Source organism: Zoogloea dura, from assembly GCF_012927165.1.
In the GTDB taxonomy this organism is placed as follows: domain Bacteria; phylum Pseudomonadota; class Gammaproteobacteria; order Burkholderiales; family Rhodocyclaceae; genus Zoogloea; species Zoogloea dura.
Window position 1 is genome coordinate 83,681 of the sequence record NZ_JABBGA010000018.1, and the last position, 25,948, is coordinate 109,628.

Below are 25,948 nucleotides of genomic sequence, written 5' to 3' on the forward strand. Positions count from 1 at the left end.
GACGCGGGTAGCTCACCACGTGAGCCCCTCATCGCCGATATCAATATCTGCCGAGCATCACCCCCAACTCCTCCCCCACTACCTCGCGCAGCTCTACCGGTGCCAGCACCTCGCAGTGCCGGCCATGCTTGAGGATGTCCATCAGGAGCTCGCGATGGTCTGCATAGGGAATCTCCAGAACGTAGGCGCCGTCGTCCTGGAAGTGGCATTTCTGGTCGGGATGCCAGAATTCGCTGGCGACCCAGCGGGCGCGCTCGGGGCTGAAGCGCAGGCGGGCCCACTTGATGCCGGCGCCGGCGAAGATGCCGTAGCCGGGGCCCAGGACTGCATCGATCGTCTCCTGGGGAATGTCCTTCGCGGCAAGGTCAAGGAGTTCGACGCTGCGTATGGAATCCACCGCAAAGCTGCGCAGAGCGCCCCGGACATGGCACCACGCGTCGAGATACCAGTTCTCCCGGTAATGGACGAGACGCTGGGGTGAGATCTGCCGGTCGGACTCCTCGCCCTTGCCCCGGGCGTAATAGCGGATGGAGAGACGTTTGCGCCACAGAAGCGCGGAGCCGACCTTTTCGAAGTGGGCGAGCTTCATGCCGCGTTTGCCGATCCCGACGATCAGCACCCGGCGGCGCACCTCTTCAGAGGCGTCATCGGCCGCGCCCAGCAGCTTGTCGAGACGCCGGACCAGCGGTTCCACATGAGGCGCCAGGAGACCGCCGGGATCGAGATTGGCCAGCAGGTGCTGCATGGTGAGCAGCGCGTGGATTTCCTTGTCGGAGAACCACATGCCCGGCAACTCGGCCTGGGCGGCCTCCGGTTGTGATCGGTCGAGGATGTAGCCACCCAGCTCGCGCTTCCATTCGATCGGAACCTGGAAGCGGTCCCGGAGATACTGGATATCCCGTTTGAACGTAGCGGGTGACACTTCCAGCGCATCCAGAAACTGCTGGACGGTCACGTGGCGCTGGCGGGCAAGGAGTTGACGGATCAGGTAAAAGCGCTCGGAGCGGTCCATGGCGGGTCGGGGGTAGTCAGGACCTCAGCCTGACATGGCAAGGCATGCACCGGCTGTGAGGCAGCGCACTCCTTTGCCATGAACTGCCACGCCCTCATTCCGTGATGAGGCCATCACCCGGCCGGCATGCCGTCCGAATCCCGCCCGCTCTCGCCCTACGCATGCGTAGCAAATCCGGATGAATTCCCTTCAACACAAAAAGGATACCCATCCGGCAATTCCCGCAAGCCCCTGAATACCATGCATTAGTCCTTTTCCCCATGCCTTTGGCACGTCGTTTGCACAGAGCGCTGCGCTTTCCATACGGAGAGCGGATTGCCAGCAATAAAGAACACGGGACACCCACTAGGGGCAGATCCCGTAAACGACATATCCATGGAAGGAGGAAGAGATGGCAGGTTTGATGAAAGCCCTGGTGATGCGGGGCCTGCATGATGTGGCCGTACTGGAACGCCCGATCCCCGTACCCGGCCCGAATGACGCGGTGGTGCGGACGACCGTCGCGATGGTGTGCACCTCCGATTGCCACACCATCGAGGGTGGCCTGGGTGAGTTGAAGGACAGGGTGCTGGGCCACGAGGCGGTGGGGGTCATCCATGCGCTGGGCAGCGCGGTGGAAGGCTTCCGGGTCGGGCAGCGGGTGGCGGTCAATGCGATCACGCCCTGTTTCAAGTGCGAGAACTGCCAGCGCGGCTTCACCTCCCAGTGCAAGGTGATGCTGGGTGGCTACAAGTTCACCACCCAGAAGGACGGCAACATGGCGGAGTATTTCCACGTCAATGATGCCGAGTCCAACCTGGCCCTGATTCCCGATGGGGTGTCGGACGAGGCCGCCTGCTACACCACCGACATGATGTCCACCGGCTTCAAGGGTGCCGAGAATGCGCGCATTCCATTGGGTGGTTCGGGGGTGGTGTTCGGCATGGGGCCGGTCGGCCTGATGGCGATCGCCGGGACGCGCCTGCTCGGGGCGGGCCTGGTGATTGCGGTCGATTGCGTGCCGTCCCGCCTGGAGCTGGCCCGCTATTACGGGGCCGACGTGACCATCAACTTCAAGGAGCAGGACCCGATCGCCGAGATCATGCGCCTCACCGGCGGCCACGGGGCGGATGCGGCCATGGATGCGCTGGGCTCCCAGCCCACCTTCGAGAACTGCGTCAAGGCGACCCGTGCGGGCGGCGTGATCTCCAACATCGGCTACTTCGGCCACGGCGACTACATCAAGATCCCGCGCCTGGAGTGGGGCGTGGGGATGGGTGAGAAGACCATCACCACCCTGCTCTGCCCCGGTGGCAGCGAGCGCATGGGCCGCCTGATGCGCCTCATCGAGGCGGGCCGCGTCGACCCGACGCGCCTGACGACGCATCACTTCAAGTTCTCCGAGATCGAGAAGGCGCTGGACATGATGACCACCAAGTCCGACGGCATCATCAAGCCGGTCATCCACTTCGACTAAGCAGGTCGGGCCGGCCCGGCGCCGGCCCGCCTCCACCAGGATTCCCCCATGAATCACACCATCAATGCGCCCCTCTGCGCAGGGGCACTGCTGCTCGCCAGCTTTGCCTGCACACCGGCCGGCGCGGCCGACGGCTTCACCCTCGTCGATGGCGAGAACGGCACGCTGTCCATCTACGGCACCCTGGACGGCGGCCTGCTGAGCCGCAGCGGCGACAACGGCGCCTATGCCGCCCAGGCCGGCAGCCGCTTTGCGGGCCACAAGTCCGAGCTGACCAGCGGCATCGAGTCGGAGAGCCGGCTGGGCTTCAAGGGCAGCCGCGATCTGCGCAACGGCATCACCGCCCTCTTCCAGCTGGAGGCGGGCTTCTCCATCGACGACGGCAAATCGACCCTCAGCGATGCCCAGGGCAACAGCGTGTTCCGCCGCAAGTCCTTTGTCGGCCTGTCCGGCGGGCTCGGCACCGTGGTGCTGGGCCGGATCGATGGCGGCCGCTACAGCGTGGCGGGCAAGTACGACCCCTTCGGCAACGGCACGGTGGCCAACATGGCCTCCATCCAGGTCCACGGCACCCGCGCCGACAACGCGGTGGCCTATATTTCGCCGAGCTGGAACGGCCTGTCCTTCCTGGCTGCCTACACCACCAGCCTGGTGGGCCAGGAGAGCCCGGGCAACCGGGGCGACGGGCGCCTGTGGGCCTTCATCCCGTCCTACTCGAAGGGCGGGCTGGACCTGACCCTCGACCTGGAGCAGCTCCAGGCCAAGGGCAGCGAGGAGCACAAGCTCAACATCCTGGTCGCCGGGGCCGCCTATGACTTCGGCCCGATCAAGCTGCACGGCTATTGGGAGAGCATCAAGACCGACAACTACAAGGACATCTTCGATGGCAGCTTTGCCACCTACAGTGCCTTGTTGAACCACCGCAGCTGGATGCTCGGCCTGTCGGCGCCGCTGCTCGGCGAGCGGGCCAAGGTCCGCGCCTCCTACGTGGCCCTGGAGGACAAGACTTCACTCGATGCCAGCTGCCGCAAGTGGGGCATCGGCGGGGTGTACTACCTCTCCGGGCGCAGCACCTATGTGTATGCGGACGTGGCAAAGATCAACAACAGTGCCAACGGCATCTGTTCGATCCAGCCCAGCCCGGCACGCAGCGCGGTGGACTCGGGCGGCACCGGCTCCCCCGCCGGCGGCTATGGCACCACGGGCCTGGACTTCGGCATCAGCCACTCGTTCTGAGCCAGCAGGCAGGACGGCCCCGCCCGGACATCCGGGCGGGGCCGTCCTGGCTTCGCCCGCGGCGCTCAGGCCGAGATGATGACTTTCAGGGCCTTGCTCTTGGCCGCGCTGGCAAAGGTCTCGTAGGCATCCAGGGCCTGGTCGAGGGTGAAGCGGTGGGTGATCAGCAGGGACGGGTCGAGCTTCTGTGCCTGCACGGTCTTCAGCAGCATGCTGGTGGTGGAGGTATCCACCAGCCGGGTGGTGATGGAGATGTTGTGCGCCCACAGGGTTTCCAGGTGCAGATCCACCTTGGTGCCATGCACACCCACGTTGGCGATGGTCCCCCCCGCCGCCACGATGCTCTCGCACACGGCAAAGGTGGCCGGAATACCGACGGCTTCGATGGCCGTATCCACGCCCCGGCCTTCGGTCAGCGTCATGACCACTTCGGCGGCCCGCCCGTCGGCGCTGTTCACCACATCGGTGGCGCCAAAGCGCTGTGCCACCTCGAGGCGGTTGTCGTCCAGGTCCACCACGATGATGCGCGCCGGCGAATAGAACTGCGCCGTCAGCAGCGCCGCCAGGCCGACCGGGCCGGCCCCGACGATGGCTACGGTGCTGCCGGGCTGGACCTTGCCGTTGAGCACGCCGCATTCGAAGCCGGTGGGCAGAATGTCGCTGAGCATCACCAGCGCCTCTTCGTCCGCCCCGGCCGGAATCGGGTAGAGGCTGGTGTCGGCGTAGGGCACACGCACGTACTCGGCCTGGGTGCCATCGATCATGTGGCCCAGTTGCCAGCCGCCGGTCGTGCAGTGGGAATACATGCCCTTGCGGCAGAACTCGCACTTGCCGCAGCTGGTGATGCAGGAGATCAGGACCCGGTCGCCCGGCTTGAAGGTGGTCACGCCGGCGCCCACCGACTCGATGATGCCAACGCCCTCATGGCCCAGCACGGTGCCCGGCGCGACCGTCGGCACATCACCCTTGAGGATGTGCAGGTCGGTGCCGCAGATGGTGGTCCTGGTGATCCGGACGAGCGCATCGGTCGCGTCCTTCAACTGGGGCTTGGGCCGCTCTTCGAGCGTCTTCTTGCCCGGACCGCCGTAAACAAGTGCCTTCATGGGTACTGTCTCCTATCGTTGGATGAAATGCGCCCCCCGCCAACACGAGGGCGCCTGTCCCATAGAGCACGGGACATGCCATCCGGGAATTCGTCATCCACGACAGGCAAGCCTTTGGCCTGCAAGGAAAAACCGGAATGTGTACGCTGCCCGCCCGGCCCGCGCGCGTCCGTAATCCGAACAGACCGTCCGGATTACGGCCACACTTCGATGCCGGGCCTGACCCTGCGTTCAGCCCGACTTCTTCAGCCAGCTCAGGCGTTGCACGATCTTGTCCCGCCAGGCGCGGGCCAGGCCGGGCAGATCGGCGAGGCGCTCGAGATCGGCCACGGCGGGCCGGTGGGCCTGCCACAGCAGCTGGGCTTCCCGCAGGGTCGGGGTGTCCGCTGCGGCGTGCAGCAGGTCCAGGGTGTCGCCCGGGGACACATAGCCGGGCTGCACCACACGCCAGTACCAGCCGGTGAGCAGATGCTCGGCGATGAAGCCGGCCATGCCGTCGGCGCCAAAGCGCTCGTCGATCTTCCAGCACGGGTTGCGGGGCTGGCTGACCTGCAGCAGGGCGCTGCCGAGCTGCCACAGGTCGCCGATGCGCACATCCCCTTCGTCGAGGTCGGGCGTGGACAGGTTCTCGCCGAGGGATCCGGGCACCAGTTGCGCGGCGGCCTCCGGGAAGCGGGCGGCAAGCCGCGCGTAGTGACGCGCCGGGTAGAGATGGACGGCCTTGTCCGGGCCGCCATGGACACGCCGGTCGGCCTGCTGGTCGCCGGCGAAGCCCTCGGGGCCCAAGGCGACCGGCCGGACCACCGGCATCTTGTACATGCCGGTGGGGCGTCCGGTCTCGGGGAGCGGACGGATGCCACCGGTGAAGAGTGCGATGCTGGCCATGAACGATGATCCCTGCCCTTGCTCCACTTATTCGCCCTTGAACTCGGGCGCGCGCTTTTCCTTGAAGGCGCGGATGCCTTCGGCGTAGTCCTGGCTGTTGTACACCACCCGGCGCAGGCCCTGAATGCGTTCAAAATCCTCCGGGGACATGGTGTGGGCGCCGGCCAGGATGCGCAGCTGCTCCTTCATCACCGAGATGGACAAGGGCGCGTTGCCGGCGATGCAGCGGGCCATGGCGTAGGTGGCCTCTTCCAGCTCGGCGGCATCGACCACCTGGTTGAGGATGCCCAGGCTGCACAGGCGCTCGGCGGAGATGGGCGCGGCGGTGAACAGCATCTCCTTGGCCAGGCGCAGGTTGGCGGCGTTGAGGAAGGTGAGCAGGCCGCCCACGTTGTAGGGCACGTTGAGCTTGGCCGGCGTGGCGGCGAAGGTGGCGTCGCGGGCGGCCACGATCAGGTCGCAGGCAAACACGGTTTCGCAGGCGCCGCCCCACACGCTGCCCTCGATCATGGCGATGACCGGCGCGGGAAAGGTCTCGATCTCGCGCACCAGCTTGCGCAGGGGGTCGCGCCAGGCCAGGGGGTCGAGGCCGGCGGCGGGCAGTTCCTCGATGTCGTGACCGGACGACCAGACCTTGCAGCCCGGCCGGGCCCGCAACACCACGCAGCGTACGCCGGCGGCACGGAACGATTCGAGCGCGGCGGCAAAGGACTGGACCATCTCTTCGCACAGCGCGTTACGGCGCTGTTCGCGATCGAGGGTCAGGGTGGCGATGTGGTCGGCAACGTGGATCTGCAGCATGGTGTTCGGAGGACGACGGGTGAAGACTGGAGCCGCATTCTAGGCCTGCCGGCGCGCCTGAGGTCAGCCGCGCTTGCCGACCAGCAATACGCCCGCCACCACCAGGCTGCCGCCTAGGATCTGGTAGAGGCCGATGGACTCGTCGAGGATCAGCCAGCCAAGGAAAAGAGTGACCACCGGGCCGAGGGTGCCGATCAGGGACACCGGCCCGGCGCCCATGCGGCGGATCGCCTCCGACACCATCCACACCGGCAGCACGGTGGAGAACAAGGCCATGGCGCCGGCCAGCAGCATCACCGGGGCGGGCTGGACGAGCGCGCCGAGGGGCCGGGTCAGGGCGAAGTGCACCAGGCACAGCAGGCAGGCGGCGGTGCTGGCCCAGGCGGTGACCCGGGCGGCCCCCAGGCGGCCGACGGCCTGGCCGTTGCCCATCAGGTAGAGCGCGTAGGACACCGCGCTGCCGAACACCAGCACACCACCCAGCACCACGTCATGCATCTCGCCAGCCACGTGCAGGTCGTGGGCCACCGCCAGGGCGATGCCGGCGTAGCACAGGGCGATGGAGCCAAAGGCCCGGCGGGTGATCTTCTTGCCCAGGAACAGGGCCGACAGCACGACCACGAGGGTCGGGTAGGCAAACAGGATCAACCGCTCCAGCGCCGCCGAGATGTACTGCAGGCCGAGGAAGTCCAGGTAGCTGGCCAGGTAGTAGCCGGTGGTGCCGAGGCCCAGCATCATCAGGATGTCGCGCCGGCTCAGGGGGTCGGGCTTGCGGGTACGCTGGTCGTGCCAGCCCAGGGCCAGGAAGAAGGGCAGCGAAAAGCCCATGCGCAAGGCCAGCAGGGTCACGGCGTCCACCCCGTAGGGGTAGGCGAGCTTGATCAGGATGGCCTTGAAGGAAAAGCCCACTGCACCGAGAACGGCGAAGAGGAGCCCCAGGCGGTGGCCGGCAGGATTCATGGAGGCAGATGGTGCAGCGCAGGAAACAGGCCTCCATTAAGCCACCGGCAGGCGGCTCGCGGTATTCGTAAGTTCCGAGGAGGGGCTGCAGGAATGCTGAAGGGTGCGGCTGGCTTCGCAAATCAAAGCTCGTGACGCGCCGAACCTGGCGACACTTTGACACCACACTTGACAAAAGCGGCGACAAAATGCCACCATTCTCGAACTCACTGACTCACTCGAACTCACTGACTCACTCGAACTCACTGACTCACTCGAACTCACTTTATATCCTCTAGGACTTTTCTTATGTCGAACACGAAGGTACGCGCAACAGCCTCCGACGCCCGGGGCCGTATTACTGCCCGAGTACCTCAAGCTCTTGTAGAAACACTCGACCTAGCCGCAAGGATGGTCGGTGCCACAGTCAGTCAGTTCGTCGCGCAGGCAGCACTGGAGAAAGCGGAGAAAATCATCGAGAACGAGCGCGTCATCAGGATGTCCGCAGAAGCTGCTACCTGGTTTTTCGACCTCATCGACAATCCCCCGCCTCCCTCATCTACGCTGACGAACGCAATGAAGCGTTACAACGCTAGAAAGGTAAGTAGTGAAGGTTCAAATTCAACGTTTGAGTTCGGAGCATGACCGGACGCGTTTCGATTGCGGTGATCTCATCCTCAATCGCTGGCTGGCACAGCAGTCGCTCCAACAGCAAGTAAAGAATCTGTCGAGAAGTTTTGTACTCGTTGATCTAGAAGCACATGCCACGATCATCGGCTATTACACATTGACGCTGAGCGAGGTAGCAGGCTCTAGCTATCCTTCGCGCAAATCTCCACCCAATCGCCTTCCGGTAATCCGTTTGGCCAGACTTGCTGTAAGCGAAGCGCACCAAAGTCAGGGCATGGGTGAATTGCTTCTGATGGATGCAGTACAGCGCGCGCAAGAGATTTCCCGCAACGGGGGAGGGGTAGCGTTGGCAGTCGATGCAAAACACGACCAAGCTGCAGCGTTTTACCAGCGCTACGGCTTCACCCCGGCGCCAGATATCCCGCTGCTGCTCTTCCTGATCCTCGGCAATCACCTCGGCACCGGCGCCTGAAAACAAGGACGCTCGGTATCTCTGGCCGGGAAGTCACTCCCGGCCATCTTTTTGCCTCAAGACGCGCGCACTGCACAACCCCACAAACCCCGCAGCACGATCGAAGCCGGATGCAGGGCTGGCAGCAAACAGGCTCAGTGCGTCAGGAAGTCCAGCACCATGCGGTTGAACTTGTCGGCGTGCTCCCACTGGGCCCAGTGGCCGCAGCGGTTGAAGATGTGCAGCTCGGCGTTGGGCATGCCCCACAGCAGGCGCAGGCCGGTGTCCATGGGCACGAAGCGGTCGTCGCGGCCCCAGATAACGAGGGTCTGGGCGCTGACCTCACCCAGGCGCGGGCCCTGGTCGGGGAACTGCTTGGGATTGGCGGCCAGGCTCTTGACGAAGTTCTCCATGTGGTCGCGGCGGGCCAGCATGTTGTCCAGGCGGGCCTGGAAGAGGTCTTCGGTGAGGCTGCTGCTGTCGAACACGAAGACGGCCATCATCTTCTTGAGGTTCTCGATGGTCGGCTCGCGGTACAGGCCCTGCAGCAGCTTGATGCCTTCGGTGGGCATGGGCACGAACTGGCTGGGGCCGCCGGTGCCGCCGCCCATCAGGATCAGCTTGCCGACGCGGCTCGGGTTGGACAGGGCAAAGGCCACGGTGCTGTGGGCGCCCATGGAGTTGCCGATGATGTGCACCTTGTCGAGGCCAAGGCTATCCAGCAAGCCCTTGAGGCAGCGGGCGTTGAGGTCGGAGCGGGAGCCGGTGCACACCACCGGGTCGCTCTTGCCCCAGCCCAGGCAGTCCATCAGGATCACCCGGTAGCCGGCGCTGACGAGCGGCTCGATGTTGCGGTTGAAGTTGGCCCAGCCGGTGGCGCCGGGGCCCGAGCCGTGGAGCATGACCACGGTCTCGGTGCCTTCACCGATGTCGTTGTAGTGGATCTGGGCGTCCAGCTCGGCGTCCTGGATGCGGATGAAGCGGCTGGTGGCGGCTTCGGTGATGAGGGGGGTGCTCATGGGGATGTCCTTTCGTTCTTGTGGATGAGGCGAAGCGTGGCGTCAGCCCTGCTCAGTCCTTGTAGGGGCCCTGGCCCAGCCCGATGGGGGCCGGGGCGGCGGCCACCAGCTTCGAGAAGAGGGCGGCGAATTCGTCGCCGGGGGCGGTGCCGAGGTTGTTGCCGTCGGCAGTCAGTTCGGCGTCGATCTCGGCCCAGTCCTCGGCGGTGAAGTGCTTGCGCAGCAGGGGCAGGATCTCCCGCTCCTCGAGGATCATGTGGTTGCGGTAGAACTCGGCATAGGTGTCGAAGGCGGCGGCCAGCGCCGACACGTCGGCCGGGTTCTTCTCGTAGGCGTCGAGGGCGCTCTCCAGCAGCTGGATCCGCTCGGCGGTGCCGGCGTGCTGGCGGAACAGCTTGTCGAGCAGCTCCTTGCCTTCATCGGTGCGGGCCTGCAGGCGCCCGAAGAGCAGGCGGTCTTCCTTCGGGTGGTGGCGCTGTTCGGGGTAAGCGTCCAGGTAGTTCACCATGGCCCGCAGCAGCTTGAGGTCGGGTTGCAGGTGGCCTGCGCCGATTTCCTTGAGCATGAAGCGGACCGCGTGCAGGATCGCGGCCAGGGATTGGTGTTCGTCCGCCAGGACTTGCAGTGCGCGCATTGGGGGTTTCTCCGTGTGGGGCTCAGCTGGCCAGCATTTCCTGGTGCTTGCTGGCCAGGCCCAGGTAGCTTTCGATGACGCGGGGGTCGTTGCGCAGCTCGCTGGCCTCACCCTGCATCTTGACCGCGCCGTTTTCCAGCACGTAGGCGTAGTCGGCCACCTGCAGGGCGGCGCGGGCGTTCTGCTCGACCAGCAGAATCGACACGCCGCGGCGGCGCAGCTCGGCGATGATGCGGAAGATCTCCCGCACGATCAGCGGCGCCAGGCCCAGGCTCGGTTCGTCCAGCATCAGCAGCTTGGGCTTGGCCATCAGGGCCCGGCCCACCGCCAGCATCTGCCGCTCGCCGCCCGACAGGGTGCCGGCGGCCTGGGCGCGACGCTCCTTGAGGCGCGGGAAGAGGGTGAACACCTCCTCCATCGTCTCCAGGTGGTCCTTGTGCCCGCTGCGGTGACGCTGGAAGGCGCCCAGCAGCAGGTTGTCCTCGATGCTCATGGTGCCGAACAGCTCGCGCTTCTCGGGCACCAGGTTCATGCCGCGCACCACCATGCGCTCCACTTCCGGGATCTGCTCGATGCTGCCGTCGAAGGCCACCTGGCCGGACGACGGGAGCAGGCCCATGATGGCCGACAGGGTGGTGGTCTTGCCGGCGCCGTTGGGGCCGATCACGGTGACGATCTGGCCCTCGCCGACGGCGATGCTGACCTTGCTGACCGCCTCGACCTTACCGTAGGCCACCGACAGGTCCTTCACTTCGAGTACGTTGCCAGCCATCTCACACCCCTCCCAGATAGGCTTCGAGCACCGCCGGGTCCTTCTGGACGTCTTCCGGCAGGCCCTCGGCGATCTTCTCGCCGAATTCCATGACGACCACCCGGTCCACCAGGCTCATCACGAAGTCCATGTCGTGCTCGACGATGAGCACCGCCATGCCTTCGGCACGCAGGCGCCTGAGCAGTTCGGACAAGGCCTGCTTCTCCTTCAGGCGCAGGCCGGCGGCGGGCTCGTCGAGCAGCAGCAGGCAGGGGTCGGAGCACAGGGCGCGGGCGATCTCAAGGATGCGCTGCTGGCCCAGGGCCAGGCTGCCGGCCTCGGTGTGCATGAACTCGCCGAGACCGACGCGCTCCACCTGGATCGCCGCTTCGCGCAGCAGGCGGGCTTCCTCCGCCCGGTCGAGGCGCCAGGCGGCCGGCAGCACGCTGCGGCTGCCGCGCAGGTGGGCGCCGATGGCCACGTTCTCGAGCACACTCATCTTCGGCAGCAGGCGCACGTGCTGGAAGGTGCGGCTCATGCCCAGCCCGGCGATCTCCCGCGAGCTGTGGCCGGCCACCGACTTGCCGCGGAACAGCACCTCGCCGGAAGTCGGCGTATCGACGCCGGAGAGCTGGTTGAACATGGTGCTCTTGCCGGCGCCGTTGGGGCCGATCAGGGCCAGGATCTCGCCGGCCTCGACGTGCAGGCTCATGGCGTTGTTGGCCACCAGGCCGCCGAACTTGCGGGTCACCTCGCGGGCTTCGAGGATCACCTCGCCATGGGGCGGCTGGGGCTTCTTCGGCAGGGGCTCGGCGGAGGCGTCAATCTGCTTGAGCTCGACCCGCACCGGCACCAGGCGGGCCAGCAGCGGCCACAGGCCTTCACGGGCGCGGTGCAGCACGATCATCATCATCAGGCCGAAGACGATCACCTCGTAGTTGCCGGCCGAGCCGAAGAGCTTGGGCAGCACATCCTGCAGCCACTGCTTGAGCACGGTGATCACCCCGGCACCGACCAGTGCACCCCACACCTGCCCCGCACCACCGACCACCGCCATGAAGAGGTACTCGATGCCGATGTGCAGGCCGAAGGGCGTCGGATTGACGAAGCGCTGCAGGTGAGCGTACAGCCAGCCTGCCGCGCAGGCCTGCAAGGCCGCCAGCAGGAAGATCACCATGCGCGCCCGGGAGGTATCCACGCCCATCGCCTCGGCCATCACGATGCCGCCCTTGAGGGCGCGGATCGCCCGGCCTTCGCGGGAGTCCAGCAGGTTGCGGGTGGTGAACACGGCCACCAGCACGAACAGCCAGACCAGGTAGTAGTAGTCGCGGTTGCTGATCAGGTCATGACCGAACAGGCTGATCGGCGGCAGGTTGGACAGGCCGGAGTGGCCGCCCAGGAACTCCATGTTGCCGAACAGGAAGTACAGGCTGATGCCCCAGGCCATGGTGCCCAGGGGCAGGTAGTGGCCGGACAGCTTGAGGGTCACCGAACCCAGCACGATGGCCACCGTGGCGGTGAGCAGCAGGCCGAGCAGCAGCGCCGCCCACGGGCTGGCGCCGGTGAAGCCCAGCCAGGCCGGCAGCTCCGGCGTGGTGGTGAGCCAGGCGGTGGTGTAGGCCCCGAGGCCGACGAAGGCCGCCTGGCCGAAGCTGGTCAGGCCTCCCACGCCGGTGAGCAGCACCAGGCCCAGGGCCACCAGGGACGACAGGCCCACGTAGTTGAGCAGGGTCACGTAGAAGTCCGGCAGCACCAGGGGCGCCAGCACCAGCAGGACCAGGAACACCGCCAGCACGTGGCGCGAAGCCAGGAAGCTGCCGCTGCGGCCACTTTCAAGGGTACGGGTGTTCATTCTTCCTCCTCCACGTGGTGGGAATTGAGGGACCGCAGCATCAGGACCGGGATGATCAGGGTGAACACCAGCACGTCCTTGAAGGCGCTCGCCCAGAAGGACGAGAAGGACTCCAGCAGGCCCACCAGCACCGCGCCGCCGGCGGCCAGCGGATAGCTGGCGAGGCCGCCGATGATGGCCGCGACAAAGCCCTTCAGGCCGATCAGGAAGCCGCTGTCGTAGTACACCGTGGTCAGGGGCGCCACCAGCAGGCCCGACAGAGCGCCGATCAGGGCCGCGAAGAAGAAGGTCTGGCGGCCGGCCAGGGCCGGGGAGATGCCCATCAGGCGGGCGCCGTTGCGGTTGATCGCGGTGGCCATCAGGGCCTTGCCGCCGAGGGTCCGGCCGAAGTACAGGTACAGGCCGACGATCAGCGCGACCGACGCCACCAGCACCACCAGGGTGTGGCCGCTGAGGGTCAGCGTGCCCACCGCCAGCTGCGCTTCACTGAACGGCAGGGTGCGCGAACCTTCCGGCCCGAAGATCAGCAGGCCGACGCCCACCATCAGCAGGTGGAGGGCCACCGAGACGATCAGCAGCACCAGCACCGGGGCCTCGGCCACGGGCTGGAAGGCCACGCGGTAGATCATCGGACCCAGCGGCACGACGATGGCCAGCACCGCCAGCACACGCACCAGCTGGGGCAGCTCGGACAGGGGCATGAAGTACAGGATGGCCGCCACGGCGACCGGGTAGACCAGGTTCCACAGGGCCGACTGGCCCAGCCGGCGGCGCGCCGAGGCGCCGCCGAACAGATCGGCGGCAAAGGTGATGACCCCCGCCCCCAGCAGCAGCCAGACGGTGCCCGGGTAGTGGCCCGCCTCGAGGGCGGCCATGGTCAGGGCCCCCCAGGCGAGGAATTCGCCCTGGGGAATGAAGATGATGCGGGTGACCGCGAAGACGAGCACCAGGGCCAGCGCCAGCAAGGCGTAGATGGCTCCGTTGGTGACGCCGTCCTGCGCGAGCAGGGCAAAGATATCGGCATCCATGATGGACTCCTGCGGCAGGCGCGAGGCCCCTCAAGGGGCCCCGGCCACCGGAAAGGTGAGTGGTATGGGGGGCAGGATCGAGCCGGCTGCAGGCTCCGCGGGCTTACTCGAAGCGGGCGCTGACCGTGCCGAGCCCCTCGATGGCCACGTCGAAGCTCTCGTCCTGGCCGACCGCCACCATCGGGCCGAGGGCGCCGGTGAGAACGATGTCGCCGGCCTGCAGCGGGCGGCCGTAGCGCACCATCACGTCGGCCAGCCACACCGCCGCGTTGAGCGGGCTGCCCAGGCAGGCGCGGCCGTTGCCGCGGGACACCACCTCGCCACCACGGCGCATTTCCATGGCGCAGGCGGTCAGGTCCACGTCCTTCAGCAGGCGGGGTTGGCCGCCCAGCACGAAGAGGCCGCTGGACGCATTGTCGGCGACGGTGTCGACGAAGCGGATGTTCCAGTTCTCGATGCGGCTGTCGACGATCTCGATCGCTGGCAGCACGTATTCGGTGGCGCGGATCAGGTCAGCGTAGGTGTGGCGCTCGAAATTGAGGTCGCGGCCGATGACCAGGGCCACCTCGGCTTCCACCTTGGCCTGGATCAGGCGTCCGCGGGCCACCGGCTCGCCGTCGCCGACGCCCATGTCGGCGAAGAGCATGCCGAAGTCGGGCTGATCGACACCGAGCTGGGCCTGCACGGCCTTGGAGGTGAGGCCGATCTTGCGGCCGACGAGGCGCCGCCCCTCGGCCAGCCAGGAGCGGGTGTTGGCTTCCTGGACGGCATAGGCGCCATCCTGGTCACAACGTTCGAGACGCTCCCGCAGGGGGGCGACGGGCTGGACCTGGGCAGCCGCCTGCTTGAGCAGGGCGGCCGCCGCTTCAGTACCGAGAAGGGCGGCGTTGGTCATTTACTTCACCAGTTTCCAGTGGTTGTTCTCGACCTTGATCAGCACGATGGCGCTGGGATCGTAGCCGGCGTGGTCAGCCGCGTTGAGGCTGTAGACGCCGTTGGTGCCGACCAGCTTGGTGGTCTTTTCGATGCCTTCACGCACGGCGTTGCGGAACTCGACGGTGCCGGCCTTGGTTTTGGCCTTCTGGGCGGCGAGGATGCCGTTCTGCAGCAGCAACCAGGCATCCCACGAGGCGCCGGCGAAGGTGGAGCGGGAATCCGGGCCGTTCTTGGCCTCGAGTTCCTTCACGAAGGCCATGCTGGTCTTCTTGGTGGGGTGGCTGTCGGGCAGCTGCTCGGCCACCAGCACCGGACCGACCGGGATCAGGGCGCCTTCCACGGCCTTGCCGCCGACCCGCAGGAACTCCTTGCTGGTGACGCCGTGGGATTGGTAGATGTTGCCCTTGAAGCCACGCTCGCGCAGGGTGATCTGGGGCATCGCGGCGGGGGTGCCGGAGGCACCGACGAAGACCACGTCCGGCTTGGCGGAGAGGATCTTCAGGACCTGGGCCTGCACACTCGGGTCGGCGCGGCCGTAGCGCTCGGTGGCGACGATCTTGAGCTTGCCTTCGGTGGCCTTGGTGAGGGACTTCAGCAGCAGCTCGCCCCACGAATCGGAGAAGCCGATGAAGCCGACGGTCTTGGCGCCGTGCTCGACCATGTCGGCCACCAGGCGGTTCACCATCAGGTCGGCGGAGGGCTCGCTGCGGAACACATAGCCGCGCTTGTCACCGGTCACGTCGAGCGGGGCGACGGAGATCATCGGGGTCTTTTCGGTGTTGGCCACATCGGCCATGGCCATCGCGGTGCTGATCAGGTTGGGGCCGAGGATGGCGTCCACCTTGTCTTCGGAGATCAGCTTGCGCACGTTCTTGACGGCGTTGGTGGGGTCGGTGCCGTCATCAAGGATGATGAAGTTCACCTTCTCGCCGCCCACGGTGGTGGGGAGCAGGGCCACGGCCTTCTTGGTCTCGGCGCCGAGGGCGGCGGCCGGGCCGGTCAGGGAGGCGACGACGCCCACGTTGATGTCGGCCAGGACGGGGGTGGCGGCCAGGGCGGCGACGGACAGGGCGATCAGCTTCTTCAGGTACATGGAGTGTCTCCTCGGTTGGATCTTTGTAGTAAGGGTCGATGCGCCGATCAGACGGCAACACCGGTCAGCGCGGCAAAACCGGCGATCCACTCGGGGATCGCCTTGTAATAGCGGGCCTCGGCCCGGTAGTGGCCACCGGTCGCGGCGTTCATGGCGGCGTTGGCGGCCACCCAGGTCTTCACTTCGTGGGCGGAGGCGCCGGCGGCTTCGGTGATGGCGGCATTGCCGTAGGCATCGAGCGCGGTCCAGTCCTGGCGGACCAGGTTGTCCATGAAGGCCTCGTCCCAGGCGGGGTTGAGGGGATGCAGCGGGCTGGTGCCGGCGGCAAACGACGTGGCGGCGGCGATGGTGCGCTGCTGCCGGGCGTCGCGCGCCTCGGGGCCGGGGTTACGGCCGGCGATCAGGCGCTCGGCCACCTCGGCGGTGGCGGTGGCCATCTGCGGCACCGGCGGGTTGTGGGACAGGCCGCCGGAGCCGAGGATCAGGGTGCGCTTGCCCAGGCCGCGGATGAATTCACCCACCGCCTCGCCCAGCTGGCGGGCACGCCGGAAGCTGACCAGCGGCGGCGCCACGCTGTTGATGAAGATCGGGATCACCGGGTAGCGGTCGAGACTGCCGGTGAGCTCCTCGATGGGCTGGGCGAAGCCGTGGTCCACCAGCATGCGGTAGGAGATGGCCAGGTCGATGTCGGCCGCCACCACGTGCTCGGCACAGGCCTCGGCAATCTCCCGCGGCACCGGCAGCGGACCGGCGGAGGTCATGTAGTCGCCCACCGAGGTGGCGGCGGTGCCGATGCAGAACTGGGGCATCGTATCCAGGAAGAAGCCGTTGTAGTGGTCCGGCGCAAACAGGACGATGAGCTCCGGATCAAAGGCCTCGACCTCGGCGCGCTGGGCGGCGACCATGCGGGCCACCTCCTCGACCACCTCCGGCTGCGGGTCCACGTAGCCTTTCAGCGGGGTGTGGGAGAGGCACTGCAGCAGCACGGCGCTCATGCCGCCTCCACCTTGAGGCCCATCCTGGCGGCCACCGCGTCGAGGAGTTCGTTGATCTCCACCGGGAAGGCGATGCCGGCCACGAAGCGGTCGGGGCGCAGCACCACGATGGAGCCCGGATGCTCGCCGAACCAGTCCTTGAGGCGCATCTGTTCGTCGCCGACGACCTCGGTGGCGTCGCTCATGTCCACCTTGCGGTGCATCTGCACCACCGGCTTGGCGGTGATGATGCGGGCGCCCATGGCGGCCAGGATGGCCTTGCTGCGGGCGTTGAGCCAATAGTTCGGGTCGGCCCCCCAAGCCAGCAGGGCAAAGCCGCTGCCGATCACGTCGTCGAGCAGCTTGACCTCGCCGTCCAGGGTGCGCACCCGCGGCTGGATGAACAGGCGGCCGACCGGCGATGCCTTGCGCGCCACCTTCTCGTGCACCACCAGGCCTTCGCTGTAGAAGGGCATGGGCTTGTAGCGCATTTCGCTGAAGTAGCGCTTGAAGGCGGGGATCTGGTTGAGCAGCCAGGTGCTCACGTCGCGCACGGCAGCCTTGAAGACGTTGCGCGGATAGAAGATGCGGCCGGCCGCGACGGACAGGTCGATCATCGCCTTGGCGTGGGGCGGACGCTCGATGTTGTAGGTTTCGAGCAGGGTGTCGGAGGCCTTGCCCTTGACCACCCAGGCGAGCTTCCAGGCCAGGTTGGTGGCGTCGCGCATGCCCGTGTTGTAACCCTGGCCCTGCCACACCGGCATGATGTGGGCAGCATCGCCGGCCAGCATCACGCGGCCCACCTTCCAGCGGTCGGCGATGCGGGCGTTGTGGGTGTAGACACGCTTGCGGATGAAGTCGAGCTTGCTGATGTCGGTGCCGGCGGGCAGCACCTTGGAGAGCAGTTCAGCCATGCGCGCGGGCGCGGTGATCTGCTCCTCGGTTTCGCCTTCCCAGACCATGAACTCGAAACGGCGCACGCCGTCGGGCAGGGCCACCGACACATAGGGGCGCTTGGGATCGGAGTGCATGTAGATGTAGGGCACGCCGAGGGGGTCGTTGCGGATGTCCACCACCAGCCACTGGGAGGTGTCGGTGAAGCCGCCGAAGCCGACACCCAGCTGGGTGCGCACCACGCTGCGGCCACCATCTGCGCCCACCAGGTAGCGACAGCGCAGGGTCGTCGGCGCACCGGCCTTGATGACCTTGAGGGTGACGCCCTCGCCGTCCTGCTCGTACGACTCGAGCTCGGTGGACATGGACACAGCGGCATTCGGGAAGCGCTCGAGGCCTGCCAGCAGCTCGCGGTCCACTGCCGGCTGGTTGAAGGCATTGCGGCGGGACCAGCCGAACTCGTCGGTGCGCGGCTCGATCGAGGCATAGACCCGGCCCTTGGCATTGACGAAGCGCATCCAGTGGAAAGGGGTCAGGTGCTGCAGCACCTGCTCGGTCAGGCCGATGCCCTGCACGGTGCGCAGGGACTCGTCATCCATGCCGACCGCCCGGGGGTAATCGATGAGGGTGTCGCCGCGCTCGAGGAGCAGCACGCTGACCCCGTGCAGCCCGAGGGTATTGGCGATGGTGAGGCCGACCGGGCCGGCGCCGACGACGATCACATCTGCGTCGAAACGCATTTTGTCGTTCATGAATGTCTCCTGTTGGGTCCCGGGCCGCGTGGGGAATTCGCGGGGGGGCGGGCGAAGGGCCGGCGCCGGGAATTACGTTATGAGAAACTTGTTATTGAATGGATTCTAGGGTTGTGCCGGCGCACGGCAAAAAATAAAATCGAAACGTCCACCAGATGCACAACATTGATTTAAATCAATAAAATGCCCCGTCAAAATACCAGGGCCGACTACGCCACCGTTCGCGGCCTGACCCGCGGTCTGGACCTCCTGCGGGCACTGAACGTGCAGGAAGGTGGACGTGCCAGCCTCGGCCAGCTGGCCGAGGCCACCGGCCTGCACCGCACCACGGTGCGCCGTCTGCTTGAGACGCTGATGGCGGAAGGTTTTGTGCGGCGCAGCGATTCGGATGACAGCTATTGCCTGGCCCTGCGTGTGCGCTCCCTGGCGGAGGGTTTCCGGGACGACAACTGGATCTCCTCCATCGTCGCCCCGGCCCTGTCCGAGCTGCTGCAGGCAGTGGTGTGGCCGTCAGACCTGGCCACCCCCCAGGGCGCCCACCTGGTCATCCGCGAGTCGACCCACCGCTTCAGCCCATTGTCATTTCATCGCGCCATGGTGGGGCAGACCATGCCCATGCTGCTGACCGCCTCCGGCAGGGCCTACCTGGCCTATTGCCCGGATGACGAGCGGGAGGAGATCCTGCAGCTGGCCCGCGCCGGAGAGGACGATCAGGCCCGCCTCGCGGCGGACGAACGCTTTGTGGTGAATGTGCTGGAACGCACCCGGGAGAAGGGATTCGGCAGCAACGACGGGGAATGGACGTCGCAGCGCAAGGTGGGCGCCATCGCCCTGCCGATCATGTTGCAGGGGCGCCCCCTGGGATCGGTCAACATCGTGTACCTGAACCGCATGGTGACCCCGCGGGAAGCCGACCGGCGCTTCCTGCCCGCCCTGCAGCGGGCGGTCGGGCGCATCGAGGAGAAGCTGGAGGAACAGCAGGGCCAGCGCTGAGGCATGAAAAATACCCCCACGCTCCCCGCTGCGCGGCTCGCTGCCCCCCGAGGGGGCGCTTTTCATCTTGGGACGGCCCTGCGATGAAAAAAGCGCCCTGAAGCGGGCGCCTTGATCCTGCCAGGGGACGGCGGCAGGCCGTCCCGAGCACCATGTTCAGTGCTGGTGCTTGTGATCCATCATCGGTGCGGCGGCGGTCAGATCACGCACTTCGGCCTTCACCTCCACCGTCTCGACCTTTTTGTCCTTGCCCTCCACCTTCAGGGTGATCGGCACCACGTCGCCCTTGGCGAGCGGCTTCTTCAGGTCGATCAGCATCACGTGGTAGCTGCCGGGCTTGAGCTCGACGGTCTGGCCGGGTTTCACGTCGAGACGCGACAACGCGCGCATCTTCATGACGGTGCTCTCCATCACCATCTCGTGCAGCTCAACGACGCCGGCGGCCGGGCTGGCCACGCCGACCAGGGTGACGCCGCCCTTGCTGCTGAGCTGCATGAAGGCACCGGTGGCCTTTTGCGCAGGCACCGTGCCGCGCACCCAGGGATCCTTGATGTCCAGGTCGGCGGCCAGGGCCGGGATGGACAGCAGACAGGCCAGCAGCAGGCCGGCGGACTTGCTCATTGCGCTCACGGGGGGCTCCTTTCGATCGATGGCCCGCAGCTTACTCCAGCCGACCCTCAGCGGCGCTTTGTCCTGCGCGCAGTGCGACCATCGGTCGCACACCCGTGTGGCGCAACCCATGCTTACAAAGCACCGCGCAACTCGCCAGGGCGGCGGCCGGTCCAAGTGCCCGTCAGCCCGCCACTCCCGGAGCCCGCGCCATGTTCAAGAAGCTGTCCGCCCTGTATGCCCTGGTCCGCAAGGACGCCGCCATCTTGTGGTTCGCCCTGCGCCATCCGGCACGCCCGGCCTGGCTGCGGCCGGCGCTGGCGGTGCTGGCCCTCTACGTACTGTCGCCGGTGGATCTGGTGCCGGACGTGCTGCCCGTGTTCGGCCTGATCGACGATCTGGTGCTGGTGCCGCTGGCCATGGCCTGGCTGGTGCGCCTGCTGCCCGAATCCCTGCGCCGCAGCCAGGCCGAAGCGGCCCGCACGGTGGACGCGGCGGCGGTCAGGACCAGGTGACCGTGGACGCCAGCAGGTAGCCGGCGCCGTACACGGTCTTGATCAGCTTGGCGTGCTGGGGGTTTTCCTCGAAGCGCCGGCGCAGGCGCGAGATGCGCAGGTCGATGCTGCGGTCCAGCGCCGACACGTCGCGCCCGCCGAGCAGCTGCTCGCGGGTCAGGATGTGGTTGGGGTGGGCCAGCAGCACGCTGAGGAGCTGGGCCTCGGCGGTGCTCAGGGTTTCCTGCTGGCCGGCGGGGTTGATCAGGGTGTTGCTGCCCGGCTCGAAGCGCCAGCCGGCAAACTCGGCGACCCGCTGGGCAGGGTCGGCCGGCATCACCACCTGGCCCGGGTAGCGGCGCAGGATGCTGCGCACCCGGGCGATCAGCTCCCGCGGCTCGAAGGGTTTCACCACGTAGTCGTCGGCGCCCATTTCCAGGCCCATGACCCGGTCGTAGGTGTCGCTGCGCCCGGTGACAACCAGCAGGCCGCAGGTGTGCTTGCCGCGCAGCTGCTGCAGCACCGCCATGCCGTCCATGTCGGGCAGGCCGAGGTCGAGCACGACGAGGTCGGGCACCCGGTGGCGCAGACCGTGGAAAAAGGCCTCGGCGGTGCGGAAGAGCTCGGCCCGGTAGCCGAACTTCTCGAGGGTGTCGGCGATCAGGCGGGCAATCGCCGCTTCGTCTTCCACCACGTAGATGAGTTCGGGAGTTCGCGTCGTTGTAGACATGGCAGCCGGAGCTTCGCTCAAGCGCCCAGCGGACGCAAGGCCGCCAGCAGTTTGGCGCGGGAGAAGGGCTTGGCCAGCAGGGGCAGGTTCACGTCAGCGTCCAGCCCCGACTGGGATTCGGCGAAGCCACTCATCAGCACCATCGGCAGGTCTGGCCGGAAGCGCCGCACGAAGCGCGCCAGGGCCCGCCCGTCCATCACCCCCGGCATCACCACGTCGGAGATGACCAGGGCAATGGCGGGGATGTTCTCGACCATGTCGGCGGCCTCGGCGCCATTCTCGGCCTCCACCACGGCACAGCCGAGCTCGGACAGCTGCATGCGCACCACCGTGCGCACGTCGGCATCGTCCTCGGCCAGCAGCACCAGCTTGCCGGCCAGGTCGGTGTCGCGCAGCTCGCGGCCCTCGGGCATCACGTTGTCCGGCTGCTCTTCCTCGATCCGCGGCAGCAGCAGGGCCACCGTGGTGCCGCGCGCCTGGCGGCTGCGGATACGCACGCCACCGCCCGACTGCTTGGTGAAGCCATACACCATGGACATGCCGAGGCCGCTGCCCATGCCGAACTGCTTGGTGGTGAAGAAGGGCTCGAAGACCCGCGCCATGGTGCTGCCATCCATGCCCATGCCGTTGTCGCTGACGGCGATCTGCACGTAATCGCCGGGCGGCATCTCCAGGTCGGCGGCGGCATGCGGACCGAGCTGCTCAAGGGACGACTCGATGCGCAGCTCGCCACCATTGGGCATCGCGTCGCGGGCATTGAGGGCCAGGTTGAGCAGGGCGTTCTCGAGCTGGTGGGCGTCCACCATGGCCACCAGGCAGGGCTCCCGGCTGGCCGTGCTGACGGCGATGGTGCTCGGCAGGCTGCGTCGGATCAGTTTGGACATGCCGAGGATCAGCTCATTGACCTCCACCGGCCTGGGCTCCAGCGGCTGGCGGCGGGCGAAACCGAGCAGCCGGCGGATCAGCTCGGCGCCCCGGTTGGCGGCCTGCATGGCGGGCTCGACGAAGTTCTCGGTGAGGGGGTCGTCGGGGTGGTTCTCCTTGAGGGCCACCAGGTTGCCGATCACCACCGTGAGCATGTTGTTGAAGTCGTGGGCGAGGCCGCCGGTGAGCTGGCCGATGGCCTCCATCTTCTGGGCCTGGGCCAGGGCGGCCTGGGTGTGGCGCTGCTCGGTGACGTCCACCGAGTGCACGTAGCAGCCGTGCACCTCACCGTCCGGGCCGATGTCAGGCACCAGCGTGCTGCAGGCACGGGCCGGCGCACCGTCGCGGCCGGTGAGGGTGTATTCGTACGACACCTGTTCGCCGGCCAGCGCCCGCGACACAAAGGGCGAGACGATGGCGAACACCTCCTGCCCGGTCACCTCGCAGATCTGCTTACCCTCGATTTCGTGGGCCGACCAGCCGAACCACTGGGCATAGCCCTTGTTCGCGTAGCGGTAAGTCCAGCTCCGGTCGAAGTAGGCGACCGCCGCCGGGATGGCATCGGTGATCTCGCGCAGGCGCTGCTCGCTACGCCGCAGGGCTTCGGTACGGGAGCGGATGTGCGCCTCCAGCTCGGCCTGGTGGCTGGCGATCTGCTCCTGGGTGCGACGCTGTTCGGTGATGTCGGTATAGACGGTGATGAAGCCCTGATGCGGCAGCGGAAAGCCGCGGATCGACAAGACCTGCCCGTTGGGCCGGACGCGCTCGGTGACGTGGGGCTGGAAGCTCCTCGCCCGGGCCACCCTTTCGGCCACCTGCACATCCGGATCGCCGGGGCCATAGTCGCCACGCTCGGCGTTGAAGCGGATGAACTCCTCGAAGGACATGCCCTCCCGGGCCAGCGAGGGCGGGAAATCCAGCAGGCGCAGGAAGGCGCCGTTCCACGCCACCATGCGCAGCTCGGCATCGAAAACCGTCACGCCCTGGTCGAGCAGATCCAGCCCCGCCCCCAGCATCTCCCGGTAGCGCCGGTCGAAGGACGGGGTCGCCTCCCCTGCCAGCGGGCTTGCCTGCCGATCCGGCCCATCCTGTCCGTGCTGCCCATCCTGTCCGTGCTGCCCGCTCATCGTCACGTCCTGCCCTCCGTTTGCCGGAGATTCTAGCCAGCTGCCGGCCCCGGCAAGGCCCCCGACAACATTCAGTACATTTTCACGAAAGTTCCGACAAGTTTGTCTGCGAATCTTCTCCCCGATCCCCGGTGGTGCGCTCGCACTGCCAAAGGGGAAGGCCCAAGAGCCACCGCCTCACCCAAGTCGTGGCGTTCAAACCAGGAGGAGAAGATAAGTGTCGAATTCCCCGTACGACCACGGGCTGGACAAGTGCGCTGCCAATCATGTGCCCCTGTCCCCCCTGTCCTTTCTCGAGCGCAGCGCCCAGGTCTACCCGGATCGCCTGTCGGTGATCCACGGCACGCGCCGCTTCACCTGGAGTGAAACCTACGCCCGCTGCCGCCGCCTGGCCAGCGCCCTGGCGCGCAAGGGCATTGGCCGTGGCGACACCGTGGCGGTGATGCTGCCGAATGTGCCAGCGATGGTCGAGGCCCACTTCGGCGTGCCGATGACCGGTGCCGTGCTGAACACCCTCAACACCCGCCTGGACCCGGAAGCCATCGCCTTCATGCTGGCCCACGGCGAGGCCAAAGTCCTCATCACCGACCCGGAATTCGCCACCACCATCCGGGCCGCCCTGGAACTGCTGGAAGGCCCCAAGCCGCTGGTGATCGATGCGCTGGACGCCGAATACCCGGACAGCACCCGCCTCGGCGACATCGAATACGAAGACTTCCTGGCCGACGCCGATCCGGAATTCAAGTGGTCTCTGCCCGCCGACGAGTGGGACGCCATCGCCCTCAACTACACCTCGGGCACCACCGGCAACCCCAAGGGTGTGGTCTTCCACCACCGCGGCGCCTACCTCAACTCGGCCTCCAACATCATCAGCTGGGGCATGCCGCAGCACGCGGTGTACCTCTGGACCCTGCCCCTCTTCCACTGTAATGGCTGGTGCTTCGCGTGGACCCTGGCGGCCAACGCCGGCGTCAATGTGTGCCTGCGCAAGGTGGACGTGGCACTGATCTACGAGCTGATGCGCAGCCACAAGGTGACCCACTTCTGCGGCGCCCCGATCGTGCACGGCATGCTCATCAACGCCCCCGAAGGCCTGCGCGCCGGCATCGAGCACAAGGTGTCGGCCCTCATCGCCGGCGCCGCGCCCCCCGCCGCGATCATCGAGGGCATGGAGCGGATCGGCTTCGACATCACCCATGTGTATGGCCTGACCGAGACCTACGGCCCCGCCTCGGTGTGCGCCAAGCACCCCGAGTGGGATGCCCTGCCCATCGCCAGCCGCGCCGAGCGCAACGGCCGCCAGGGCGTGCGCTACCACATGCAGGAAGCCATCACCGTGCTCGACCCGCAGACCATGGAGCCGGTGCCCGCCGACGGCGAAACCCTGGGCGAGATCATGTTCCGCGGCAACCTGGTGATGAAGGGCTACCTCAAGAACGAGAAGGCCACCAAGGAGGCCTTTGCCGGCGGCTGGTTCCAGACCGGCGACCTGGCCGTGCTGCACCCGGACGGCTACGTGAAGATCAAGGACCGCTCCAAGGACGTGATCATTTCCGGCGGCGAGAACATCTCGTCCCTGGAAGTGGAGGACGTCCTCTACCGCCACCCCGCCGTGCTCACCGCCGCCGTGGTCGCCAGGCCCGATGAAAAGTGGGGCGAAGTCCCCGCCGCCTACATCGAGGTGAAGGAAGACGCCAGGGTCACGGCCGACGACATCATCGCCCACTGCCGCGAGCACCTGGCCCGCTTCAAGGTGCCCAAGCACGTGGAGTTCTGTGTGCTGCCCAAGACGTCCACCGGAAAGATCCAGAAGTTCGTACTGCGCCAGCAGGCCAAGTCTGCCTCGGCAATCGAATAAACCCACAGGAGACAAGATCAAATGAAGATCCTCGTACCCGTCAAACGGGTCATTGATTACAACGTCAAGGTCCGCGTCAAGGCCGACCAGAGCGGCGTCGAGCTGGCCAATGTGAAGATGGCCATGAACCCCTTCGACGAGATCGCCGTCGAGGAGGCCGTGCGCCTGAAGGAAGCTGGCACCGCCACCGAGGTGGTGGCCGTCTCCGCCGGCGTGGCCCAGTGCCAGGAGACCCTGCGCACCGCCATGGCCATCGGTGCCGACCGGGGCATCCTGGTCGAGAGCACGGCCGAGCTGCAGCCCCTGGCCGTGGCCAAGCTGCTCAAGGCCATCGTGGACAAGGAGCAGCCCCGCCTGGTGATCCTCGGCAAGCAGGCCATCGACGATGACTCCAACCAGACCGGCCAGATGCTCGCCGCCCTGCTCGGCTGGCCCCAGGCCACCTTCGCCTCCAAGGTCGAGGTGGGCGCCGAGCGGGTCCAGGTGACCCGCGAGATCGACGGTGGGCTGGAAACCCTCTCCCTCCCCCTGCCCGCCGTCATCACCACCGACCTGCGCCTCAACGAGCCGCGCTACGCGACCCTGCCCAACATCATGAAGGCCAAGAAGAAGCCCCTCGATACGGTGCAGCCCATCGACCTGGGTGTGGACGTGGCCCCGCGCCTGACCACCCTCAAGGTGGTCGAGCCGGCCGCCCGCGGCGCCGGCATCAAGGTGGCCGACGTGGCCCAACTCATCGACAAGCTCAAGAACGAAGCCAAGGTGAT

The 25,948-nt window shown here is 66.8% G+C and carries 25 protein-coding genes; 8 read left to right on the forward strand and 17 right to left on the reverse strand.

Going from position 1 to position 25,948, the window contains the following annotated elements; all coding sequences use genetic code 11:
* Positions 1-40: 40 nt before the first annotated feature.
* Positions 41-1,012: a helix-turn-helix transcriptional regulator gene (locus HHL15_RS18755; protein ID WP_169147333.1), complete on the reverse strand. Its 972-nt coding sequence runs from the start codon at positions 1,010-1,012 to the stop codon at positions 41-43.
* Between the two features lie 391 nt (positions 1,013-1,403).
* On the opposite strand from HHL15_RS18755, the gene HHL15_RS18760 reads away from it, so the two are divergent.
* Both HHL15_RS18760 and HHL15_RS18765 read left to right on the forward strand, forming a co-directional pair.
* The gene (locus HHL15_RS18760; RefSeq protein ID WP_206198851.1) at positions 1,404-2,468 is read left to right on the forward strand and encodes an NAD(P)-dependent alcohol dehydrogenase; all 1,065 of its coding nucleotides are present in this window, start codon (positions 1,404-1,406) and stop codon (positions 2,466-2,468) included.
* A gap of 48 nt (positions 2,469-2,516) precedes the next feature.
* Positions 2,517-3,704 (forward strand): porin, encoded by a 1,188-nt coding sequence (locus HHL15_RS18765; protein ID WP_169147334.1) that lies wholly within the window; start codon positions 2,517-2,519, stop codon positions 3,702-3,704.
* A 65-nt stretch (positions 3,705-3,769) separates the two neighbouring features.
* Here the strand turns inward: HHL15_RS18765 and HHL15_RS18770 are convergent, their stop codons facing one another.
* The 4 genes from HHL15_RS18770 to HHL15_RS18785 all read right to left on the reverse strand — a co-directional run bounded on the left by HHL15_RS18770 (position 3,770) and on the right by HHL15_RS18785 (position 7,453).
* Positions 3,770-4,807 (reverse strand): zinc-dependent alcohol dehydrogenase family protein, encoded by a 1,038-nt coding sequence (locus HHL15_RS18770; RefSeq protein ID WP_169147335.1) that lies wholly within the window; start codon positions 4,805-4,807, stop codon positions 3,770-3,772.
* Positions 4,808-5,038: 231 nt separating this feature from the next.
* On the reverse strand, positions 5,039-5,692 hold the full coding sequence (locus tag HHL15_RS18775) for an MOSC domain-containing protein (protein WP_169147336.1): 654 nt from the start codon (positions 5,690-5,692) through the stop codon (positions 5,039-5,041).
* A gap of 27 nt (positions 5,693-5,719) precedes the next feature.
* Positions 5,720-6,493 (reverse strand): methylmalonyl-CoA decarboxylase, encoded by a 774-nt coding sequence (gene scpB, locus HHL15_RS18780; RefSeq protein WP_169147337.1) that lies wholly within the window; start codon positions 6,491-6,493, stop codon positions 5,720-5,722.
* A 63-nt stretch (positions 6,494-6,556) separates the two neighbouring features.
* Positions 6,557-7,453: a DMT family transporter gene (locus HHL15_RS18785; RefSeq protein ID WP_169147338.1), complete on the reverse strand. Its 897-nt coding sequence runs from the start codon at positions 7,451-7,453 to the stop codon at positions 6,557-6,559.
* 288 nt (positions 7,454-7,741) lie between these two features.
* On the opposite strand from HHL15_RS18785, the gene HHL15_RS18790 reads away from it, so the two are divergent.
* Complete coding sequence (locus tag HHL15_RS18790) at positions 7,742-8,077, forward strand: type II toxin-antitoxin system TacA family antitoxin (protein ID WP_169147339.1); 336 nt, start codon at positions 7,742-7,744, stop codon at positions 8,075-8,077.
* Positions 8,040-8,534, forward strand: coding sequence for a GNAT family N-acetyltransferase (locus HHL15_RS26595; protein ID WP_169147340.1), 495 nt, complete (start codon positions 8,040-8,042; stop codon positions 8,532-8,534). The genes HHL15_RS18790 and HHL15_RS26595 overlap by 38 nt, the downstream gene beginning before the upstream one ends.
* A 134-nt stretch (positions 8,535-8,668) precedes the next feature.
* Here the strand turns inward: HHL15_RS26595 and HHL15_RS18800 are convergent, their stop codons facing one another.
* The 9 genes from HHL15_RS18800 to HHL15_RS18840 all read right to left on the reverse strand — a co-directional run bounded on the left by HHL15_RS18800 (position 8,669) and on the right by HHL15_RS18840 (position 18,446).
* Positions 8,669-9,532, reverse strand: a complete 864-nt coding sequence (locus tag HHL15_RS18800) for an alpha/beta fold hydrolase (protein WP_169147341.1) — start codon at positions 9,530-9,532, stop codon at positions 8,669-8,671.
* A gap of 52 nt (positions 9,533-9,584) precedes the next feature.
* A complete protein-coding gene (locus HHL15_RS18805) occupies positions 9,585-10,166 on the reverse strand; it encodes a hemerythrin domain-containing protein (protein WP_169147342.1) in 582 nt (193 codons plus the stop codon).
* 22 nt (positions 10,167-10,188) lie between these two features.
* The gene (locus tag HHL15_RS18810) at positions 10,189-10,938 is read right to left on the reverse strand and encodes an ABC transporter ATP-binding protein (protein ID WP_169147343.1); all 750 of its coding nucleotides are present in this window, start codon (positions 10,936-10,938) and stop codon (positions 10,189-10,191) included.
* 1 nt (position 10,939) lies between these two features.
* Positions 10,940-12,769 (reverse strand): branched-chain amino acid ABC transporter ATP-binding protein/permease, encoded by a 1,830-nt coding sequence (locus tag HHL15_RS18815; RefSeq protein ID WP_169147344.1) that lies wholly within the window; start codon positions 12,767-12,769, stop codon positions 10,940-10,942.
* Positions 12,766-13,797, reverse strand: a complete 1,032-nt coding sequence (locus HHL15_RS18820) for a branched-chain amino acid ABC transporter permease (protein WP_169147345.1) — start codon at positions 13,795-13,797, stop codon at positions 12,766-12,768. The genes HHL15_RS18815 and HHL15_RS18820 overlap by 4 nt, the downstream gene beginning before the upstream one ends.
* A gap of 103 nt (positions 13,798-13,900) precedes the next feature.
* Positions 13,901-14,692, reverse strand: coding sequence for a 2-keto-4-pentenoate hydratase (locus HHL15_RS18825; RefSeq protein ID WP_169147346.1), 792 nt, complete (start codon positions 14,690-14,692; stop codon positions 13,901-13,903).
* Positions 14,693-15,826 carry an ABC transporter substrate-binding protein gene (locus tag HHL15_RS18830; RefSeq protein ID WP_169147347.1) on the reverse strand — a complete coding sequence of 378 codons (1,134 nt, stop codon included), beginning with the start codon at positions 15,824-15,826 and terminating at the stop codon, positions 14,693-14,695.
* Positions 15,827-15,873: 47 nt separating this feature from the next.
* Entirely contained in the window at positions 15,874-16,821 is a 948-nt protein-coding gene (locus HHL15_RS18835) for a 3-carboxyethylcatechol 2,3-dioxygenase (protein WP_169147348.1), read from the reverse strand.
* A complete protein-coding gene (locus tag HHL15_RS18840) occupies positions 16,818-18,446 on the reverse strand; it encodes a bifunctional 3-(3-hydroxy-phenyl)propionate/3-hydroxycinnamic acid hydroxylase (protein WP_169147349.1) in 1,629 nt (542 codons plus the stop codon). The genes HHL15_RS18835 and HHL15_RS18840 overlap by 4 nt, the downstream gene beginning before the upstream one ends.
* Positions 18,447-18,629: 183 nt before the next feature.
* On the opposite strand from HHL15_RS18840, the gene HHL15_RS18845 reads away from it, so the two are divergent.
* Positions 18,630-19,439 (forward strand): DNA-binding transcriptional regulator, encoded by an 810-nt coding sequence (locus HHL15_RS18845; RefSeq protein WP_169147350.1) that lies wholly within the window; start codon positions 18,630-18,632, stop codon positions 19,437-19,439.
* 156 nt (positions 19,440-19,595) lie between these two features.
* Here the strand turns inward: HHL15_RS18845 and HHL15_RS18850 are convergent, their stop codons facing one another.
* A complete protein-coding gene (locus HHL15_RS18850) occupies positions 19,596-20,060 on the reverse strand; it encodes a copper chaperone PCu(A)C (protein WP_169147361.1) in 465 nt (154 codons plus the stop codon).
* A 200-nt stretch (positions 20,061-20,260) separates the two neighbouring features.
* On the opposite strand from HHL15_RS18850, the gene HHL15_RS18855 reads away from it, so the two are divergent.
* Positions 20,261-20,563: a YkvA family protein gene (locus tag HHL15_RS18855; RefSeq protein WP_169147351.1), complete on the forward strand. Its 303-nt coding sequence runs from the start codon at positions 20,261-20,263 to the stop codon at positions 20,561-20,563.
* Here HHL15_RS18855 and HHL15_RS18860 read toward each other — a convergent pair.
* Both HHL15_RS18860 and HHL15_RS18865 read right to left on the reverse strand, forming a co-directional pair.
* Positions 20,550-21,272, reverse strand: coding sequence for a response regulator transcription factor (locus tag HHL15_RS18860; protein ID WP_169147352.1), 723 nt, complete (start codon positions 21,270-21,272; stop codon positions 20,550-20,552). The genes HHL15_RS18855 and HHL15_RS18860 overlap by 14 nt on opposite strands.
* 17 nt (positions 21,273-21,289) lie before the next feature.
* Complete coding sequence (locus tag HHL15_RS18865; protein ID WP_235943495.1) at positions 21,290-23,323, reverse strand: PAS-domain containing protein; 2,034 nt, start codon at positions 23,321-23,323, stop codon at positions 21,290-21,292.
* A 217-nt stretch (positions 23,324-23,540) separates the two neighbouring features.
* On the opposite strand from HHL15_RS18865, the gene HHL15_RS18870 reads away from it, so the two are divergent.
* Both HHL15_RS18870 and HHL15_RS18875 read left to right on the forward strand, forming a co-directional pair.
* The gene (locus HHL15_RS18870) at positions 23,541-25,181 is read left to right on the forward strand and encodes an acyl-CoA synthetase (protein ID WP_169147353.1); all 1,641 of its coding nucleotides are present in this window, start codon (positions 23,541-23,543) and stop codon (positions 25,179-25,181) included.
* A gap of 21 nt (positions 25,182-25,202) precedes the next feature.
* Positions 25,203-25,948: electron transfer flavoprotein subunit beta/FixA family protein (locus HHL15_RS18875; RefSeq protein WP_169147354.1), on the forward strand; the 746-nt coding region annotated here is incomplete at its 3' end.

Coding starts and splice junctions, on each gene's coding strand:
- HHL15_RS18755 (WP_169147333.1), bottom strand. CDS start 1,012: ATGGACCGCTCCGAGCGCTTTTACCTGATCCGTCAACTCCTTGCCCGC.
- HHL15_RS18760 (WP_206198851.1), top strand. CDS start 1,404: ATGGCAGGTTTGATGAAAGCCCTGGTGATGCGGGGCCTGCATGATGTG.
- HHL15_RS18765 (WP_169147334.1), top strand. CDS start 2,517: ATGAATCACACCATCAATGCGCCCCTCTGCGCAGGGGCACTGCTGCTC.
- HHL15_RS18770 (WP_169147335.1), bottom strand. CDS start 4,807: ATGAAGGCACTTGTTTACGGCGGTCCGGGCAAGAAGACGCTCGAAGAG.
- HHL15_RS18775 (WP_169147336.1), bottom strand. CDS start 5,692: ATGGCCAGCATCGCACTCTTCACCGGTGGCATCCGTCCGCTCCCCGAG.
- scpB (WP_169147337.1), bottom strand. CDS start 6,493: ATGCTGCAGATCCACGTTGCCGACCACATCGCCACCCTGACCCTCGAT.
- HHL15_RS18785 (WP_169147338.1), bottom strand. CDS start 7,453: ATGAATCCTGCCGGCCACCGCCTGGGGCTCCTCTTCGCCGTTCTCGGT.
- HHL15_RS18790 (WP_169147339.1), top strand. CDS start 7,742: ATGTCGAACACGAAGGTACGCGCAACAGCCTCCGACGCCCGGGGCCGT.
- HHL15_RS18800 (WP_169147341.1), bottom strand. CDS start 9,532: ATGAGCACCCCCCTCATCACCGAAGCCGCCACCAGCCGCTTCATCCGC.
- HHL15_RS18805 (WP_169147342.1), bottom strand. CDS start 10,166: ATGCGCGCACTGCAAGTCCTGGCGGACGAACACCAATCCCTGGCCGCG.
- HHL15_RS18810 (WP_169147343.1), bottom strand. CDS start 10,938: ATGGCTGGCAACGTACTCGAAGTGAAGGACCTGTCGGTGGCCTACGGT.
- HHL15_RS18815 (WP_169147344.1), bottom strand. CDS start 12,769: ATGAACACCCGTACCCTTGAAAGTGGCCGCAGCGGCAGCTTCCTGGCT.
- HHL15_RS18820 (WP_169147345.1), bottom strand. CDS start 13,797: ATGGATGCCGATATCTTTGCCCTGCTCGCGCAGGACGGCGTCACCAAC.
- HHL15_RS18825 (WP_169147346.1), bottom strand. CDS start 14,692: ATGACCAACGCCGCCCTTCTCGGTACTGAAGCGGCGGCCGCCCTGCTC.
- HHL15_RS18830 (WP_169147347.1), bottom strand. CDS start 15,826: ATGTACCTGAAGAAGCTGATCGCCCTGTCCGTCGCCGCCCTGGCCGCC.
- HHL15_RS18835 (WP_169147348.1), bottom strand. CDS start 16,821: ATGAGCGCCGTGCTGCTGCAGTGCCTCTCCCACACCCCGCTGAAAGGC.
- HHL15_RS18840 (WP_169147349.1), bottom strand. CDS start 18,446: ATGAACGACAAAATGCGTTTCGACGCAGATGTGATCGTCGTCGGCGCC.
- HHL15_RS18845 (WP_169147350.1), top strand. CDS start 18,630: ATGCCCCGTCAAAATACCAGGGCCGACTACGCCACCGTTCGCGGCCTG.
- HHL15_RS18850 (WP_169147361.1), bottom strand. CDS start 20,060: ATGAGCAAGTCCGCCGGCCTGCTGCTGGCCTGTCTGCTGTCCATCCCG.
- HHL15_RS18855 (WP_169147351.1), top strand. CDS start 20,261: ATGTTCAAGAAGCTGTCCGCCCTGTATGCCCTGGTCCGCAAGGACGCC.
- HHL15_RS18860 (WP_169147352.1), bottom strand. CDS start 21,272: ATGTCTACAACGACGCGAACTCCCGAACTCATCTACGTGGTGGAAGAC.
- HHL15_RS18865 (WP_235943495.1), bottom strand. CDS start 23,323: ATGAGCGGGCAGCACGGACAGGATGGGCAGCACGGACAGGATGGGCCG.